The organism is Terrimonas sp. (assembly GCF_003075435.1).
Taxonomy (GTDB): domain Bacteria; phylum Bacteroidota; class Bacteroidia; order Chitinophagales; family Chitinophagaceae; genus Agriterribacter.
The window spans coordinates 155018-171600 of record NZ_QCZJ01000005.1; the positions used below are offsets into that span (position 1 = coordinate 155018).

Annotated in this window: 15 protein-coding genes and 1 tRNA gene; 14 read left to right on the top strand and 2 right to left on the bottom strand. The window is 40.4% G+C overall.

Annotation, left to right across the window (positions count from 1 at the left end; genetic code table 11):
* The first annotated feature begins 9 nt into the window (after nt 1-9).
* The 9 genes from DC498_RS07880 to DC498_RS07920 all read left to right on the top strand — a co-directional run bounded on the left by DC498_RS07880 (nt 10) and on the right by DC498_RS07920 (nt 12174).
* The gene (locus DC498_RS07880) at nt 10-861 is read left to right on the top strand and encodes an Omp28-related outer membrane protein (RefSeq protein ID WP_116873608.1); all 852 of its coding nucleotides are present in this window, start codon (nt 10-12) and stop codon (nt 859-861) included.
* Nucleotides 862-1099: 238 nt separating this feature from the next.
* Complete coding sequence (locus DC498_RS07885) at nt 1100-1372, top strand: hypothetical protein (protein ID WP_116873609.1); 273 nt, start codon at nt 1100-1102, stop codon at nt 1370-1372.
* Between the two features lie 112 nt (nt 1373-1484).
* Nucleotides 1485-1555 (top strand) — tRNA-Cys (locus DC498_RS07890).
* A 19-nt stretch (nt 1556-1574) separates the two neighbouring features.
* The gene (locus DC498_RS07895; protein ID WP_116873610.1) at nt 1575-2057 is read left to right on the top strand and encodes a DUF4395 domain-containing protein; all 483 of its coding nucleotides are present in this window, start codon (nt 1575-1577) and stop codon (nt 2055-2057) included.
* A 449-nt stretch (nt 2058-2506) separates the two neighbouring features.
* Nucleotides 2507-5704, top strand: coding sequence for a SusC/RagA family TonB-linked outer membrane protein (locus DC498_RS07900; protein ID WP_116873611.1), 3198 nt, complete (start codon nt 2507-2509; stop codon nt 5702-5704).
* 51 nt (nt 5705-5755) lie between these two features.
* Entirely contained in the window at nt 5756-7252 is a 1497-nt protein-coding gene (locus DC498_RS07905) for a RagB/SusD family nutrient uptake outer membrane protein (RefSeq protein ID WP_116873612.1), read from the top strand.
* Between the two features lie 10 nt (nt 7253-7262).
* Nucleotides 7263-9191, top strand: coding sequence for a sulfatase-like hydrolase/transferase (locus tag DC498_RS07910; RefSeq protein ID WP_206197551.1), 1929 nt, complete (start codon nt 7263-7265; stop codon nt 9189-9191).
* Nucleotides 9191-10702, top strand: coding sequence for a sulfatase family protein (locus DC498_RS07915; protein ID WP_116873613.1), 1512 nt, complete (start codon nt 9191-9193; stop codon nt 10700-10702). Before DC498_RS07910 ends, DC498_RS07915 begins: the two co-directional genes overlap by 1 nt.
* Before the next feature lie 23 nt (nt 10703-10725).
* Entirely contained in the window at nt 10726-12174 is a 1449-nt protein-coding gene (locus DC498_RS07920) for a sulfatase family protein (protein WP_116873614.1), read from the top strand.
* 66 nt (nt 12175-12240) lie between these two features.
* Here the strand turns inward: DC498_RS07920 and DC498_RS07925 are convergent, their stop codons facing one another.
* The gene (locus tag DC498_RS07925; RefSeq protein WP_116873615.1) at nt 12241-12873 is read right to left on the bottom strand and encodes an NAD(P)H-dependent oxidoreductase; all 633 of its coding nucleotides are present in this window, start codon (nt 12871-12873) and stop codon (nt 12241-12243) included.
* A 107-nt stretch (nt 12874-12980) separates the two neighbouring features.
* Here DC498_RS07925 and DC498_RS07930 point away from each other — a divergent pair, with 107 nt between their 5' ends.
* From DC498_RS07930 to DC498_RS07950, 5 genes are all read left to right on the top strand, one after another.
* Complete coding sequence (locus tag DC498_RS07930) at nt 12981-13331, top strand: winged helix-turn-helix transcriptional regulator (RefSeq protein WP_116873616.1); 351 nt, start codon at nt 12981-12983, stop codon at nt 13329-13331.
* Nucleotides 13332-13400: 69 nt separating this feature from the next.
* Nucleotides 13401-13823: a hypothetical protein gene (locus DC498_RS26375; RefSeq protein WP_206197552.1), complete on the top strand. Its 423-nt coding sequence runs from the start codon at nt 13401-13403 to the stop codon at nt 13821-13823.
* 211 nt (nt 13824-14034) lie between these two features.
* The gene (locus DC498_RS07940; protein ID WP_116873617.1) at nt 14035-14370 is read left to right on the top strand and encodes an ArsR/SmtB family transcription factor; all 336 of its coding nucleotides are present in this window, start codon (nt 14035-14037) and stop codon (nt 14368-14370) included.
* Between the two features lie 55 nt (nt 14371-14425).
* A complete protein-coding gene (locus tag DC498_RS07945) occupies nt 14426-15274 on the top strand; it encodes an arsenite methyltransferase (protein ID WP_116873618.1) in 849 nt (282 codons plus the stop codon).
* 74 nt (nt 15275-15348) lie between these two features.
* Nucleotides 15349-15774 carry an arsenate reductase ArsC gene (locus tag DC498_RS07950; protein ID WP_116873619.1) on the top strand — a complete coding sequence of 142 codons (426 nt, stop codon included), beginning with the start codon at nt 15349-15351 and terminating at the stop codon, nt 15772-15774.
* A gap of 5 nt (nt 15775-15779) precedes the next feature.
* Here DC498_RS07950 and DC498_RS07955 read toward each other — a convergent pair whose 3' ends face one another.
* Entirely contained in the window at nt 15780-16490 is a 711-nt protein-coding gene (locus DC498_RS07955; RefSeq protein WP_116873620.1) for a FadR/GntR family transcriptional regulator, read from the bottom strand.
* Between the last annotated feature and the right edge of the window lie 93 nt (nt 16491-16583).

Below are 16583 nucleotides of genomic sequence, written 5' to 3' on the forward strand. Positions count from 1 at the left end.
GTTATGTAAATGAATCAAATACTTAAAATATTATCGGTTGCTGCTTTTGCACTTATAATAAACGCCTGCACAAAAGGCAGTAGGGATGGCGATATCAATAATCCTGGCGAAACAGATACTGCAACATTTACAAAGAATATTTTGATAATGGAGTTCGTTTCTTTTGATTGTGTATACTGCCCAAAAGTTTCAGACATAATAAAAGAAACCGCTGAAATAAAATATCCAGGCAGAATTGACCTGATAAGTGTGCACGGGCGCCTTGATGAAATTGACCCGATGGAATTCAGTAATTACAAACAGTTTCAGAATTATTTTTACGGCGTTACCGGGTATCCCGGTGTAATAATAGACCAGCGGGATGATCTTGTTTCTGTGGGAGAATTTGATGCTGCTTCAGGCGGTTTTCTTGAACGCGCAAATGCAAAGACTAAAATTGGTATTGCGATTGGCACTGCAATAACAGATAACAATACTATTAAGGTTGATGTACAGGTATTAAATAAAGGAGAAACAAGTTCAGATTACCAGCTTGTGGTGGCAGTGTTAGAAAACGATATACCATATAAGCAGGCTAACCTTGTGGATGGCGCTAAACAATGGATTGATGATTACAGACATTATCATGTGCTCCGCGATATACTCAGTACAAATTATTTTGGTGACACACTCGGCACAATAACTAAGAATGCAATCTATGCTAAAACATTTTCCTACAATGTACCGGCTGGTTATAAAAAGGAAAATCTATCATTTGTTGCGTATGTGGTTGAAGCGAAAGGATTTTCGCACAGGGTTTCGGTGAACAGCCGTTCTGTGAGTATTGGTAAGTCTATTGATTTTGCAGGGAACATTAAATAAAATGTATTGAAAAGGTAATAATATTTTATTTATTAGTCTATTAATTTTGTAGACTAATAATGATGTTTTAATTTTGGAAAGATTATACGATATGTGTTTGTGAATGTATTGAGTTGGTTTTTTTGTTGCTTTCCCGGCCCAGCTTAACTGTATCAGTATGCTATTGTTCATAACCCATGTAAAGCATACAATACCAGGATAAAATTCTCAGCTTGTATTGGCTATAATAATGAACAGGATGTATAGAACTGATTTATATTTTGAAGACGACATATTTGACATTGAGGTTGATGTTATCAAAAGAGAAGAGGGGATAACGATTTACTGGAGCACAGTATACGGTAAAAAAATAGGACGTCTTTATTGTATAAAAATTGATGACAAGCCATTAATGATGACAAGCAGCACAATTATTAACCTGGATTTTGAGAAAGCAGTTTTGAATTGTATTAACCGGATTGAATATATAAATGCTGATAACGGTCCCGGTAAGCTATTACAGCATTGCTGATATTTTTGAGGATTACCATTTTTGATAGCATCAGAGATGGTAGTTCATAAGCAGTTAGTTTTGATTGGGCCCTTATTTCTATAAGGGCCATTTTTAAGATCATCCTTATTATGGTGCTGTGGTCGAGTGGTCAGGCACAGCTCTGCAAAAGCTTTTACACTGGTTCGAATCCAGTCAGCACCTCAAAAAAAATGTATTGTGTATGAACAAACAGGAAACGTTTGGAATATATAAGGATGAACGTGTAATCAGAATTACTGCTGCGGCAGTAGTTATACTTACCTTGATAATGCTTATTACCCGCCGGGAGATTGCAGCTGTCTTTCTGGCGCTGGATTTTGGGATCCGCGCTTTTACCATGCAACATTCTTTACTATCGCTCATTGCTAAATCGATAGCCGGTATTTTCCGTTTAAAGCCTAAACCTGTATTTGCAGCGCCTAAAAAGTTCGCGGCATTGCTGGGCTTTATTTTCTCCACTACCATTTTCGCTTTGGTGCATTTTCATCTTTTTACAGAGGCTTATATTGTGGGAGGTATATTAATATTTTGCGCTTTCCTTGAATCGGCGTTCAATATTTGCATTGGCTGTTATATATATAATCTTGTGATTGCCCCGGTCGTTAATCAACGGCATTTAAAAAACAAATCAGCAGCCGGACGCAACCATAATACATTCCAATAAATTATAAAAGGGCTGCCATAAGCTTATCCGTATAAATAGAAATGATATATTTTCATGGCAAGTATCATTGAGGTCACGCTCCGTTTCTACGGAGCGTTTATATTTCAAACCGGTACATGCAGTGGAAATATTAATATACCTGCACAGCTATCTGAAAATAAAATTCACAAAGTCTATAAATTTAGTAGACTTTTATTATCTTCGCATTACCGATATATTCATAAACCAATAATTATAAATAATTTTATCGTGTATACCCACCTGGCTAAATTCAAAAACTGCTGCGCCTGCGGCGCATAATACATTTCAATTCATATAAATCCTGGCGCTTTAACAGTATATAATAAAAAAGGGTTGGCAATATTCGCAGTATTACCACCCCTTAAACCTGTTAAAGGTTTCAGTTGTCCGAATCAGCAATTAATTACGAACAAACCAATAACTAAATTATGAAAAAAAGCAACTTATTTGCTTTGATCAAACCGTTATTTAACGGATACTATCTCCTTGCTACCTTACTCTTATTCACAGTTAATACCGGTTATAGTTTACCATCGACAAAAACCATTTCCGAAAACTTTAAAAACAGTGGTAGGGGCAACTCCCTTTTTTCTGATTTCACCGGCACAGTTATCAATGCTAAAAAGGAGCCATTGGCTGGAGCAACAGTTACTATTAAAGGTGCTTCCGCTGGTTATGTTACCAATGCAGACGGAAGATTCACCATTAAGACCAGCGATGGCGGAAGTACAATAGAAGTTGAGATTTCCCTGGTAGGTTATCAAACACAAACGCTCTCATTAACTGCCAATACAAATGCTGTGGTTACACTCACGGAAGTATATACCGGCTTAACTGATGTAGTGGTGGTTGGGTATGGCACACAAAAAAGAACCAGTATTACCGGCGCCGTTGGTAAAGTAAAAATAGATAATGATATCAGCGCACGTCCTAATGCCGAGTTTGGCCAGGCATTGTATGGAAAAGTTGCGGGAGTTCAGGTAGTTAGCGGCAACGGTAAACCGGGCTCATCTTCTTCCATTCAGATAAGAGGTATAAATTCAGTATCTGCCGGAAGCACACCTTTAATAGTGATAGATGGTATTCCCACACCTAACTACGATCTGAACCTCATCAACAGCAGCGACATTGAATCAATTGAAATTTTGAAAGATGCTGCGTCTTCAGCCATATATGGTTCACGTGCTGCAAACGGCGTAGTGCTTGTTACCACCAAAAAAGGAAGATCAGGACAGGCAAAGCTTGACCTGAGTTATGTAACAGGTATTCAGCAGGTAATTGATAAAGTTGATGTAATGAATGCCGCAGAATATGCGCAGGCCTCCATTGATGCGGCACAAAACGGTTGGATACAAAAAGGTGGCGATCCCAATGCGCCCAATACTATTGATGCCCGCGGACAATACAAATACACCTGGCCAACTGCTTTGGAAAATCCAGGAACCTTACCCAATACTGATTTCCAGGATCTCATATATCGCTCCGCGCCTGTAAACAGGATAAACCTGAATATTACCGGTGGCAGCGAAAAATCAACATTCCTTTTATCAGGCGGTTATACCAATCAGAAAGGAATTGCATTGAGTTCGCAATATCAGAAATATAGTGTAAGTCTTAAAAATATTACACACGTATATAACTGGCTTGAGGTTGGCGGTGCCACTACGCTTAGTTTTGATCATGAAACAGAACCTTACTCCAGGATGTTTGAATGGGCAGCGCAATATCCTTCCATATACCCGGTATACAGTGAGAATGGTTACCTGGGTTCGCCTAATAATCAACCCGGGTTTGAAAAATACAATGCCATTTTATTCAGACCGCAGAATGGTCATCCTTTATACCGTATTGACGATGATATACAGCGAAGACGTTTGAATAGTTTAGGCAACCTTTATGCTCAATTGAATTTAATTCCGGGACTTAGCTTTAAAACAGCTTTCAACTATTACCTGAACCGTACAGATAACAGCAATTACCAGTCGGTAGATCATAACCTCGGACCTGCATATTACACGCAGGGTATTATGACGGTAGATCAAACCCGCATCCTGAATTATACTTTTCAAAATTTACTTACCTATAATAAATCTATTGGTGATCATGATTTCAATGCACTGCTGGGTACGGAGTATAATTACAATGACCTGTATTATACCAACCAGGAACGCAGAGGTTACGATAATGACCTGTTGCACTCGCTTGCTGCCGGTAAAACCGTTTTTGAGGCTACGGATAATGTTGCCAAAAGCAAGCTCATATCCTATTTTGCAAGGTTGAATTATGATTATAAGAACACCTATCTTCTGTCTGCAAGCATCCGCCGTGATGGTTCATCGCGTTTTGCCACCAATAATAAGTGGGGCTATTTTCCCGCAATATCTGCCGGATGGGTTGTATCAAACGAAGCGTTCTTAAGTAATTCAAATACGATCAGTAATCTTAAAATAAGAGCCAGTTACGGGTTAACCGGCAATGATCGTTTTGCAGATTATAAATGGATTGGTCTGATAACACAGGGAAGAACCGCATTTGGTACTAACCTTGCCACCACTTACTATCCGTCAGGCATTACTAATCCTGATCTTAAATGGGAGCGCACGCGGCAGTTAGACCTGGGTATTGAGCTGGCATTGTATAAAAACAGGATCGTACTGGAGGCTGACTGGTACCGGTCAACATCAGACGGGCTTTTGCTTGATGTGCCGGTGCCTGTGGTATCCGGATTTACCAGTGTTTTCAAAAATATTGGTAAGCTCGAAAACAAAGGATTTGAAATTAACCTGACTACGCAAAATATTACAGGTGCTTTTAAATGGAGCTCTCAGATTAATTTCTCCCGCAACCGCAATAAATTGCTTGCACTGGGAGAAGATAACGCGCCAATGCTCTTCACTTCTGCCGTGGCCAGCGGTATGCAAAAAATTAATGTTGTAGGCCAGCCGATCTTTAATTTCTATGGCTATCAATACGGCGGAGTATATATGAACCAGGCTGAAGTAGATGCTGACCCGGCCAGGTATGCTACCGCAACGCCAGGGGATGGGCGCTATATTGACATTGATAATAACAAAATACTAGATGCTGACGACAGAACAATAATAGGAAATCCAGCTCCGGATTTTATATGGGGCTTTACCAATAACTTTTCTTTCAAGGGATTTGACCTTAGCATACTGTTCCAGGGTGTGCAGGGTGGAGATCTGATGGATGAAAATGCCCACCGCTCCATGCTGTATCACGAAGGAAGGAATTATGCACAAGTGCTGGTAAACCGCTGGAGATCGGAAGCAGATCCCGGAGACGGATATCATTATAAGCTGAAAGTAGATCTTGACGGATATGAAAAAACACCTTCCAGCTACTGGCTGAATGATGCGAGCTATTTCAGGTTAAAGAGCCTTACCCTTGGCTACACTGTGCCGTCGTATTTGCTAAATAAGATCAGGATATCTTCTGCAAGGGTTTATGTAAATGCAACAAACCTGTTTACGCACAAAAATACACTGGTGATTGATCCGGAGGCCTTTGCCGGTGATGTTTCAGATGTAACAAGGCGTGGCGTTAATGGTAATTCTTATCCTGCGGCAAAAGTCATCTCCCTGGGTATAAACCTGGGATTGTAATTCAGCAATGATATTACAGGTTATTGATTCCATCATTCAAACACACATGTTATGTTACAATTATTGAAATATACAATTCAGAATATCATCAGGAAAAAAATCATACTTCAAAGTGTTGCGTTTCTTATTGTTCCCGGTGCATTTTATTCGTGCAATAAAAATGAGCTTAATCTTTACCCGGAAACCACACTTACCGAAGGTTTATTTTATAACACCGAAGCGCAACTGATTCAGGCGGTTAATGACTCATACAGGCAACTCGAAAAAATATACGATGCCGGTGGTATTGCCGATATATATGGAGAGCTGGGCTCTGATAATGTATATATAAAAGCAGTGTCGGGCGCCAACTCATGGCCTGAAGACATTAACCTGCACAAAATAAGACCTGATAACGGCAAGCTGGAAGCTGCCTGGAATGCGGCATACAATGGAATATTTATTATCAACAATGTTATTACGCACCTTGAAAATACCGAAGTTGAATTTTCAACCGCGGGATTAAAGGAAAGGCTGATTGCTGAAGCGAAATCTATAAGAGCATTGATATATTATAATCTTGTGCAGGTTTGGGGAGGAGTGCCATTCCCGTTGAAAGTTGTTTCGGCACAGGAGAGTTATGGTTACCTGAGAGAGAAAAAAGAAACTATTTTATCCCTGCTCGTTACTGATTTAACAGAAGCCCAGGCAAACCTGCCCGAATCTTATACAGGCACAGATATAGGGCGTATTACCAAATATGGTGCAGTTGCCATTCTTGCCCGTGTATATCTTGCACAGGATGATGATACCAAAGCTGCACAGGCTTTAAAATCAATTATAGACAGCAACCGGTATTCGCTTGACGCCAATGGTGATGGCAGTATCAATAAAACAGATTACGCGTATCTCTTCCAGGCTAATACCAAAAATTCAAAAGAGGCTATTGTTGAAGTGCAATACCTTGCAGGCCAAAACCAGGTAAACAGCACACATCAGGCAGAATATGCACCATGGGATTTTTCTTTCCATTTGCCCGGAAGCACCATAACATTCAGGGGAAATGGATTAAATACGCCAGCCGATGATCTTATTAATGAATATGAAGCCGATGATCCGAGAAAAGATATTTCGCTGGCAACAGGCTTCACAGATCTGCAAACAGGTAATTTTATAGCCTATCCCTATACATTAAAATTTTACGATCCCAATTATCTTTACCCGGGGCAAAATGTTGAGATTATCCGTTATGCGGATATACTACTGCTTTATGCTGAACTTACCGGCGAAGTTTCATACCTTAACCAGGTGCGCAACAGGGTGGGATTGCCGGCATACGGAGAGGCGGCATATCCTTCCGCTGATTATCCTACTGTAGCGCTGGCGGTAGAGCATGAGCGCAGGGTGGAGCTGGCTTTTGAGTTTCATCGTTTTTTTGACCTCGTGCGTACAGGCAGGGCTGTAGCGGTTTTGCAGTCCAAAGGCATTGATATCACCTCAGGTGAGTTGCTTTTTCCTATACCGCAAGCGGTAATTGATACTAACCCGGAAATCACTCAGAATCCTTAAAATGACTTTTATGCAACTTTTATCAGTACCAGGGAAATTCAAAAATTTTACTTGTGTAATCGCCGCTATGTTCATAAGTGCTTTTGTTACAGCGCAACAACAGGGTGACCGTCCTAATATTTTATGGATTGTAAGTGAAGATAATACCACGTATATAGGCGCTTACGGTGACGTATACGCGACAACGCCCAATATTGATGCACTGGCAAAACAGGGCATATTATTTGAAAATGCGTATTGCACCGCACCGGTATGTGCGCCTTCGCGTTCTACGCTTATCACAGGTATGTATCCACCCGCTGTAGGCACAGAGAATATGAGGAGCGAATATCCTGTGCCGGCATTTGTAAAATTTTTTCCCAGGTATTTAAGAGAAGCAGGGTATTATACCAGCAATAACGCAAAGAAAGATTATAACACTGTTGATCAAACAGAGGCATGGGATGAATCGGGTAATAAAGCTACCTATAAGAACCGCAGGGCCGGGCAACCTTTCTTTGCTGTTTTTAATATTAATACCACACACGAAAGCTCCATTTTTGGTAATGAGGTAAGAAGGCAGATGACGGCTGAATTCACCAAAAAACCTTTGGATAGTATTCAATTGCCACCTGAAAAACCATTGATACACGATCCTGAAAAAATTCATATTCCACCATACCTGCCTGCTACCAGGGAAATGAAGCATGACTGGGCATTGTATTACGATAAGATCCAGCAGATGGATAGTGAGGTGGGCACTTTGCTGAAAGAGCTGGATGAAGCAGGGCTTGCTGATAATACCATTATTTTTTATTATGGTGATAACGGTGGTGTACTGGGAAGAAGCAAGCGATTTATTTTTGAATCCGGATTGCACATTCCTTTGGTGGTGCGCATACCGGAGAAATTCAGAAAATATACTAACCTGTCCGCCGGAAGCCGTACCAAACAATTGGTGGATTTTACCGATTTTGCACCTACGGTATTAAGCCTGGCAGGCATACAACCGCCTGCATACCTGCAGGGAAAAGCTTTTCTTGGGAAATATGCTGTTACAAAGGAGAGAGATATTGTATTTAATTTCAGGGGACGTATGGATGAAGGTATTGACCTGGTAAGATCAGTACGCGACAGGCAATACCGTTATGTAAAAAATTTTATGCCTCACCGCAAATATGGTCAGCATATAGAATTTTTGTGGCTGGCATCCAATATCCGCTCCTGGGAAAAGGCTTATAACGAAGGAACATTAAATGAAGTGCAGTCGCGCTTTTTCAATCCTAAACCTGCAGAAGAATTGTATGATGTAATTGCTGACCCTGATAACATACATAATCTTGCCGGTAAGCCGGGATATGAAAAAATCCTGGACACACTCAGGAAAGAAACATTCCGGTTGCTGGTGGAGATAAAAGATGTGGGCTTTATACCTGAGCCTGAAGCAGAGCGTATTACTGCAACTACCACTTTATATGATTATGCACGATCAGGCAATTATGATATCAGCAAAGTGCTGGAAACAGCTGTTGCTGCTTCATCAAATGATAAGAAGCAGCTTTCGTATCTTATAAAAAAATCTGCTGTTAAAGATCCGGTGATCCGTTACTGGGCGGCAACCGGTTTGCTGGCACTGGGAAAAGACGCGCAGGCGGCAAAACCTGTTTTGCAAAAATTACTGAAAGATGAAAAACGATATATAGGAACTGTGGCAGCGGAAGCACTTTACCACCTGGGCGATAAGCAGGATGCATTACAACATCTTTACAAAGCAGTAAAAGACAGCAGTGTAATGAGCAGGTTGCAGGCATTGATCGCACTGCAGGCTGCCACTCCGGAAGAATTGGTACCTGTTGCAGGTGAGCTTGAGCAAATCACAAAAAACAAAACAGAGTATGATAAAAAAGCAGCGCGCTACCTGCTGAAAAGGATTGCTGCGTTTTCAGAAAAATCAAAATAATGAAAACTAGGGGCTCAGCAATTATATTGATTATAATTATAGTAACAGGGTTACAATGTAATGCTTCAAAAAAGGAGGATCAGCCTAACATCCTGTTACTGATGTCAGACAATCAATACTTCAGGCACCTTGGCGCTTATGGAGATGAAATTGTGAGAACACCTAATATAGATGCAATAGCATTGAAAGGTGTTCGCTTCACAAATGCGTTTTGTGCATCACCTTCCTGTACACCTTCAAGAGCAGGGTTGCTTACCGGACAGGATATATGGAGATTAAAAGAAGGAGCGAATCTTTGGGGTATTCTTCCCCATGAATTTAATACTTATACGGATCTGCTTGAAGAAAACGGTTATGCTGTTGGTTTTAGTGGTAAAGGATGGGGACCCGGTAAAGATTCTGTGGAAGGTCGTAACAGAAATCCTGCAGGAAATAAGTTCAGTGATTTTACAGCATTCTTAAACAGCGCTGAAAAAAATAAACCGTGGACATTCTGGTTCAGCAGCCGCGAGCCACATCGTCCTTACCCTGTGGGCTCAGGCAAAGCTTCCAGCATTCCTGTTGCTTCCATAAAAGTTCCGCCTTATTTGCCTAATACAGACTCAGTGCGTAATGATATAGCTGACTATTATGCAGCTATTGAAACTTTTGATCAGGAAGTAGGCAGGATTATAGAAGCATTAAAAAGCGCAGGATTGTATGACAATACTGTGATTGTAATTTGCAGCGATAACGGATGGCAAATGCCGAGAGGATTAGGTAATTTATATGATTTTGGCTCACATGTTCCGCTTATCATCAGCTACTCCAAATGGATACCGGCAAGAGTGTATGATGATTTTGTTAATCTTAATGATCTTGCACCAACATTTCTTGAATTGGCCGGGATTACCGTTCCTGCTGCAGTTACGGCAAAAAGCCTGTTGTCTTTGTTGAAAGCAGATCAAACTGAAGGGATTACAGATAAAACAAGAGATGCTGTATACATGGGCAGGGAAAGACACGCTTTTGTACGGCATAACGGTTTGGGATACCCGATGAGAGGCATACGGACAAATGATTTTTTGTATATCCATAATTATGAGCCTGGCAGGTGGCCTTCGGGAGATCCTCCATTATATGGAGATGTGGATGCACATATGTTACATTATCCTTCGCTTTCCAAAGTAGAGGTTTTGGCCAATAAGGCCTTAAACGACAGTGTTTATTATAAGCTGGCTTTTGCCAAAAGACCAGAGGAGGAACTTTATGATTTAAGTAATGATCCTTTTCAGTTGCATAATATTGCAGGGGAAGTACAATATACAGAACAGAAAAAAACATTGAGGAGCAGGCTCGATAAATATTTACTTGACACAAAAGATCCCAGAGCTACCGGGGGAAAAATAATTTGGGACAGCTCTCCTTATTATAACGAAAGAGATAAGACACCTGTTCCTTCAATTGAATACAGGAAGCGCCTTGGACTTGATTCTGTTTATTATCTACTTCCAACAGACAAAAAAAATTAGAATATACTTTATAAAGTATCGCCATGAAAAAAGTGATTTTATATTTCTTACTGTTTTTTTGCGGAAAAATTTTTGCACAACAACCGTTGCCATCTTCGCCCAATATTATTTTTATTATTGGTGATGATATCAGCATAGATGACATTGGTGCTTATGGTAACAGTAAAGTAAAAACACCTTCGCTTAATTTTCTTGCAGCCAACGGGCTCAGGTTTAATAATATGTTTGTTGCATCAAGCTCATGCAGCCCCAGCAGAACCAGTATTTTAACAGGTCGTTATCCGCATAATACAGGAGCGGCAGAGCTGCATACGCCGCTGCCAAAGCATTTAACTTATTTTCCGGAGCTGCTGAAAAAGGCAGGGTATTATACCGCACTGGCCGGCAAGTGGCACGAAGGAAAAGAAACGGCACGGGCCTATGACACAGTAATTGCAGGCGAAGCTGCAAATGGTTTGGGTGGTGAAGCGCAATGGATAAACATCTTACAAAACAGGCCTGCAAATAAACCTTTCTTCTTCTGGTTTTCTCCCTTTGATGCACACAGAACATGGTCTGCTGATACGTTTCGGATAACGCATGATCCTGCAACAGAGGTAGAAATTCCGGAAACACTTATGGATGATGATTCAACGAGAAGGGATATTGCTTCTTATTATAACGAGATTGGAAGGCTGGATTATTATGTGGGTAAATTGCATGAAGCATTACGAAAAGAAGGTATAGCTGATAATACTATCATTGTTTTTATAGCGGATAATGCACGTCCTTTTCCCGGCAGCAAAACCCGGCTTAATGACAGGGGATTAAAAACGCCGTTCATTTTTTATTGGCCATCCGGCATACATAAAGCTGGCAGTGTAAACGCGCTTGTAAGTGCTATAGATATAGCTCCTACATTTTTACAGCTTGCAGGAGCAAAGCCTGCTGAAAGTATACAGGGCTCAAGTTTTGCAAAGCTGCTTACAAACAACAATTCGGATTTTCGCCATTATATATTTGGTGAACATAACTGGCATGATTATGAAGCTTATGAACGGTCTGTACGCACAAAAGATTATTTATACATTTTTAATGGCAGGCCAAACTTTGATAATGGAGGGCCTATTGATGCCAATCAAAGCCTGGCGGCGCACTCATTGAAAGCTGCACGCGCAAAAGGAAAGCTTACCTTATTACAGGAGGATGCATTTGTGCAACCAAGACCGGTTGAAGAATTGTATGATCTCAGGAAAGACAGTCTGCAGTTGCATAACCTTGCAGATGATAAAACATATACACAGCCATTATTCCGGCTCAGGAAAATATTAAAGCAATGGCAGCAGCAAACAGGCGATACACAACCGGAAAAGCTTACATCAGACTGGTATGACAGGGAAACCGGTAATGCTTTACCACAAAAAGGACAACGTGGTGAAATGCCGGGTGCAGCCCGGAAAGCCGACAGGATTAATCAAAAGGGTATCTTCTGATTAACCCCGGTAAACATATTTCTTATGTAAGCAGTAATATATGTTTACCAGGATCTTCATGTGTTGTCAGGATATTGTCGTTGCAAAATCTTCTTTAGGCGTTCTCCATTTTTTTAAGTTTACCAGCCAGTCTTCCTTTTCATCCCTGTAACCAAGCGGCAGCATTACAACACTTTTTAAACCTAAGGCTTCCAACCCAAGAAATTCATCCATTTTAGCATTATCAAATCCCTCCATGGGAGTAGCGTCAACCTTTTGTTCTGCAGCAGCGGCAATAGCCAGTCCAAAGGAAATATACGCCTGCTTTGCACACCGGTTTTCCTGCCATTCTTTTCCGAGCGGTTCATATAAGTCAAGCAACATGGTTTTATAAGCTTCTGCACTGCTGTCAGGCAAGCCCCGTTCTTTTGATGTTCTTAATAAAACATTACTAACCCTATCAGAAGAATAGCTGTCCCATGCTGCCCAAACCAAAAGATGAGAACAATCAGTAATCTGACTTTGGTTAAATGAAAATTCCCTTATTTGTTTAAGCTGATTTTTATTGGTGATCACGAAAATTTTGTAAGGCTGCAAGCCTGATGACGAGGGTGCAAACCTCGCGGCTTCCAGAATATATTCCAGTTTTTTCTGCGGAACTGTTTGTCCGTTCATTTTTTTTGTGGCATAACGCCACTGCAAATCTTCTAATAAGGACATATAATAAAAGTTTTACCTGGTTTAAAATATAAAGTTACAGGACAGTAATTTATTTTAGTTACTTAGTATCGAAAAGTAACAGTAACTTCGGGGAAACAAAGTAACTTATGGCTGACGTTAAAAATGCTGATAATTGTAAAAAACATATTATGGCCGTGCATGATGCGATGGATGTATTGAGCGGAAAATGGAAGATATCTATCATAAGCGTGTTATGCTATCATAATAAAAGAAGATTCTCCGATATTTTAAATGATATAAAGGGAATATCAAACAAAATGCTTAGTAAAGAATTAAAAGAGCTGGAAATAAATAAGCTTATTACAAGAACAGTGTTTGATACGCAGCCTGTAACGGTATATTATGAGCTAACGGAATACGGGTTAAAGTTACAATCTGTAATAAAGCATCTGTCTGCATGGGGAACAGAGCACCGGAAAAAGATAATGGGCAGGTAACAGTGTGCGGCAACTATTACATATACAGTTTTCATAGCACTAACAATTTAAACCTGATACATATTTCTGATGAAGAATACTGTATTGATATTTTTTTCAGTTCTGCTAATGGCGGTAACTGATACGCAGGCCCAACCCGCTAAACAGGTAAAGCAAATGGCTGATGCTGATTCCGTAAGGCTTGCTGAGCTCTTCAGAGATTTGCACCAACACCCTGAGCTTGCCTTTATGGAAGAGCGAACATCAGGAATTGTGGCCGGCGGGTTTAAAGCATTGGGGTATGAAGTAATTACCGGTATCGGAAAAACAGGTGTGGTTGGCATCCTGAAAAATGGAAATGGACCTGTTGTAATGTATCGCGCCGACATGGATTGCAATGCCGTAAAAGAGATTACCGGGTTATCTTACAGCAGTACAAAAACAATGTTCAACAGCGAAGGCATCCCTGGTTCTCCGCAGTTTTCAACTCCTGATCTTTTGTGTATACACTGAATGCTGCGAGGCATGCTCATCGTCTCTGCAATATCTTCCTTATGTGGTAAGCGTTTTAATTATAACCTTTGATTCTCCGACTGCCGCGGAGTCCTGCCAACGCAAATTGCCCGGAGGAGAGACTTTGTTGTTATTACACGACAGCTAATAATTAAAAATAATTTACGGGTTATAAATATTGTATCGTAATATTGCGATTGATTAACAGCATATGGGAGCTACAAAAACTATACTATTTACAAAAGGACAGAATGAAATAGCTATGATGGCGAAGGCTATAGCGCACCCTGCACGGGTGGCAATTCTGCAATACCTGGTAAAAAAGAATGCATGCGTATGCAATGACCTGGTGGATGAGTTAGGACTTGCACAGGCAACCACTTCACAGCATCTTAAAGAATTAAAAAATGCAGGGATTATCCAGGGGACAATTGAAGGCGTAAGTGTATGTTATTGTATAAATCCGGCAATATGGAACAAATACCGGCAGTTGTTTAACAGCTTTTTTAAAGAGGTAGATTTGAAAGGTGCTGCCTGCTGCAAATAATTTTTTTTGAGTTTATTAATCGTAATATTACAATAAAACATTTAACTATTATTATATGCAAACAGAACAGGAGTTAAAAGAAATAGTAAAGCAGAAATACAGCGAAATTGCTTTGCAGGATAAAACGTCCAATGCGTCTTCCTGCTGTGGTTCCACATGCTGCAGCACCGAAGTGTACAACATTATGACGGATGACTACACTGGTTTAGATGGGTATACACCTGATGCAGACCTGGGTTTGGGATGCGGTTTGCCCACGCAATTTGCCCGTATAAAGAAAGGCGATACGGTTGCAGACCTGGGTAGTGGTGCCGGTAATGATTGTTTTATAGCCCGCGCTGAAACAGGGGAGGAGGGCAAGGTGATCGGTATAGATTTTACTGCTGCCATGATTGAAAAAGCAAGACACAATGCTGAAAAGCTGGGGTATAACAATGTTGAATTCAGGCAGGGAGATATAGAGCATATGCCTGTATCTTCAGCTACGATAGACGTAGTGGTTAGCAACTGTGTGCTTAACCTGGTACCCAATAAAGGTGCTGTAATAAAAGACATGTACAGAGTTTTAAAGCCGGGCGGTCATTTCAGCATTTCAGATATTGTATTAACAGGTACATTGCCAGAAGCCTTACAAAATGCTGCAGAAATGTATGCCGGCTGTGTTGCCGGAGCGGTTCAAAAAAATTCCTATCTTGATTTAATACAGTCTAACGGGTTTATAAATGTTACTATTCAGAAAGAGAAAAAGATTGTAGTGCCGGATGATATTTTAAAGAATTTTTTAAGTGCCGGGGAACTGGAGCAGTTTAAAGCGAACGAAGCGGGTATATTCAGTATTACCGTATATGCTGAAAAGCCATTGGAAGAGAAGAAGGCATGTTGCGGTCCCGAATGCTGTAATTAATTCCGTAGTGAACAACCCTTTTATTAAAAGCGGGAACAGGTTGTTTTTTATTACAATACCTTCAAAAGCAGGAAATGAAAATATTGGTTCTTTGTACGGGTAATAGTTGCCGCAGCCAGATGGCTGAAGGCTATCTGCGTTTATTTGCCGGTGATAGTGCCGACATATATAGCGCCGGGGTAGAAACACATGGAGTTAATCCGAAAGCAACAGCAGTAATGAATGAAGATGGTGTTGATATATCGGCCCATCAATCCAATAGTATAAACGAATACAAAAATATTGATTTTGATTTTGTAATAACGGTATGCGATAATGCAAAAGAAAGATGTCCTTACCTCCCGGCTAGGGCAAAAAAGATACATTATAATTTCCCTGACCCTGCCAAAGCAGTTGGCACTGAAGAAGCCGTGATTGAACAGTTCAGGCTGGTAAGGGATATGATAAAGATATATTGCCGGGATTTTGTTTCCCATTATGTCAGGCCAGGAATTGGCTGAATATTTTAGCTAAACAATCGCACAAAATGATTTTCCAGGTGCGCCCGCATACCGTTGCGAAAATCCTCCGGTGTACCGTTTTCCAGGATATCTACCAGTTGATTGTGCGATACAAAAGTTTTAAACGGATAAGGTTCCTTAAGCAAATGGCTACTCTTGTGCACATAATCAAAAACCGGCAGCAGCATTCGCTGGAACTTTTTTAATGCCTCATTGCCCGTGATCTCGTACAGCTTTCCGTGAAATTTTATTTCATGGTCAATATTAAATAAATGATGTTGCGCAACAGGAGGTTCATTGCTCACAATTTCCCTGAGCTCTTTAATATCTTCTTTGGTAATCCGCTGAAAAAGAAAATCAGCCATCCCGATTTCCAGCACAAGCCTTATCTCAAATATTTCTCTTAAGGTGTTTTGGTCCAGCACATGCGGATTCATGCTCCTGCTCATAATGCCAAAAATATCGGGACTGGTTATTACCGAACCTTTTTTCTTTTTGGATGCTATTAATCCCATCATTTTTAACCGTGTGAGCGCTTCGCGGATAACGGTGCGGCTTACTCCAAGTGTTTCAGTCAGCTCTAATTCCTTGGGAATGCTATCTCCGACTTTGAGTTTTTTTTGCTGCAGTAAATTAACAAGGCGCTCCACCACCTTATCAACCAGCGAGCTGGTATCTACTGTTAGAAGTTCTTTTTTCAAATTTTCGTTTACCATTTGCCCAATATTTTATATGTTATTTTTATTTAATGTTTAATTAGTTGTTTATTAATAAAAATAATTACAGGTTTTAATTCTTCTCACAATCTG

Excerpts from the sequence above, each read along its gene's own strand:
- DC498_RS07880 (WP_116873608.1), top strand. The coding sequence starts at position 10 with ATGAATCAAATACTTAAAATATTATCGGTTGCTGCTTTTGCACTTATA.
- DC498_RS07885 (WP_116873609.1), top strand. The coding sequence starts at position 1,100 with ATGTATAGAACTGATTTATATTTTGAAGACGACATATTTGACATTGAG.
- DC498_RS07925 (WP_116873615.1), bottom strand. The coding sequence starts at position 12,873 with ATGTCCTTATTAGAAGATTTGCAGTGGCGTTATGCCACAAAAAAAATG.
- DC498_RS07915 (WP_116873613.1), top strand. The coding sequence starts at position 9,191 with ATGAAAACTAGGGGCTCAGCAATTATATTGATTATAATTATAGTAACA.
- DC498_RS07920 (WP_116873614.1), top strand. The coding sequence starts at position 10,726 with ATGAAAAAAGTGATTTTATATTTCTTACTGTTTTTTTGCGGAAAAATT.
- DC498_RS07900 (WP_116873611.1), top strand. The coding sequence starts at position 2,507 with ATGAAAAAAAGCAACTTATTTGCTTTGATCAAACCGTTATTTAACGGA.
- DC498_RS07955 (WP_116873620.1), bottom strand. The coding sequence starts at position 16,490 with ATGGTAAACGAAAATTTGAAAAAAGAACTTCTAACAGTAGATACCAGC.
- DC498_RS07940 (WP_116873617.1), top strand. The coding sequence starts at position 14,035 with ATGGGAGCTACAAAAACTATACTATTTACAAAAGGACAGAATGAAATA.
- DC498_RS07905 (WP_116873612.1), top strand. The coding sequence starts at position 5,756 with ATGTTACAATTATTGAAATATACAATTCAGAATATCATCAGGAAAAAA.
- DC498_RS07945 (WP_116873618.1), top strand. The coding sequence starts at position 14,426 with ATGCAAACAGAACAGGAGTTAAAAGAAATAGTAAAGCAGAAATACAGC.
- DC498_RS07930 (WP_116873616.1), top strand. The coding sequence starts at position 12,981 with ATGGCTGACGTTAAAAATGCTGATAATTGTAAAAAACATATTATGGCC.
- DC498_RS26375 (WP_206197552.1), top strand. The coding sequence starts at position 13,401 with ATGAAGAATACTGTATTGATATTTTTTTCAGTTCTGCTAATGGCGGTA.
- DC498_RS07950 (WP_116873619.1), top strand. The coding sequence starts at position 15,349 with ATGAAAATATTGGTTCTTTGTACGGGTAATAGTTGCCGCAGCCAGATG.
- DC498_RS07895 (WP_116873610.1), top strand. The coding sequence starts at position 1,575 with ATGAACAAACAGGAAACGTTTGGAATATATAAGGATGAACGTGTAATC.
- DC498_RS07910 (WP_206197551.1), top strand. The coding sequence starts at position 7,263 with ATGCAACTTTTATCAGTACCAGGGAAATTCAAAAATTTTACTTGTGTA.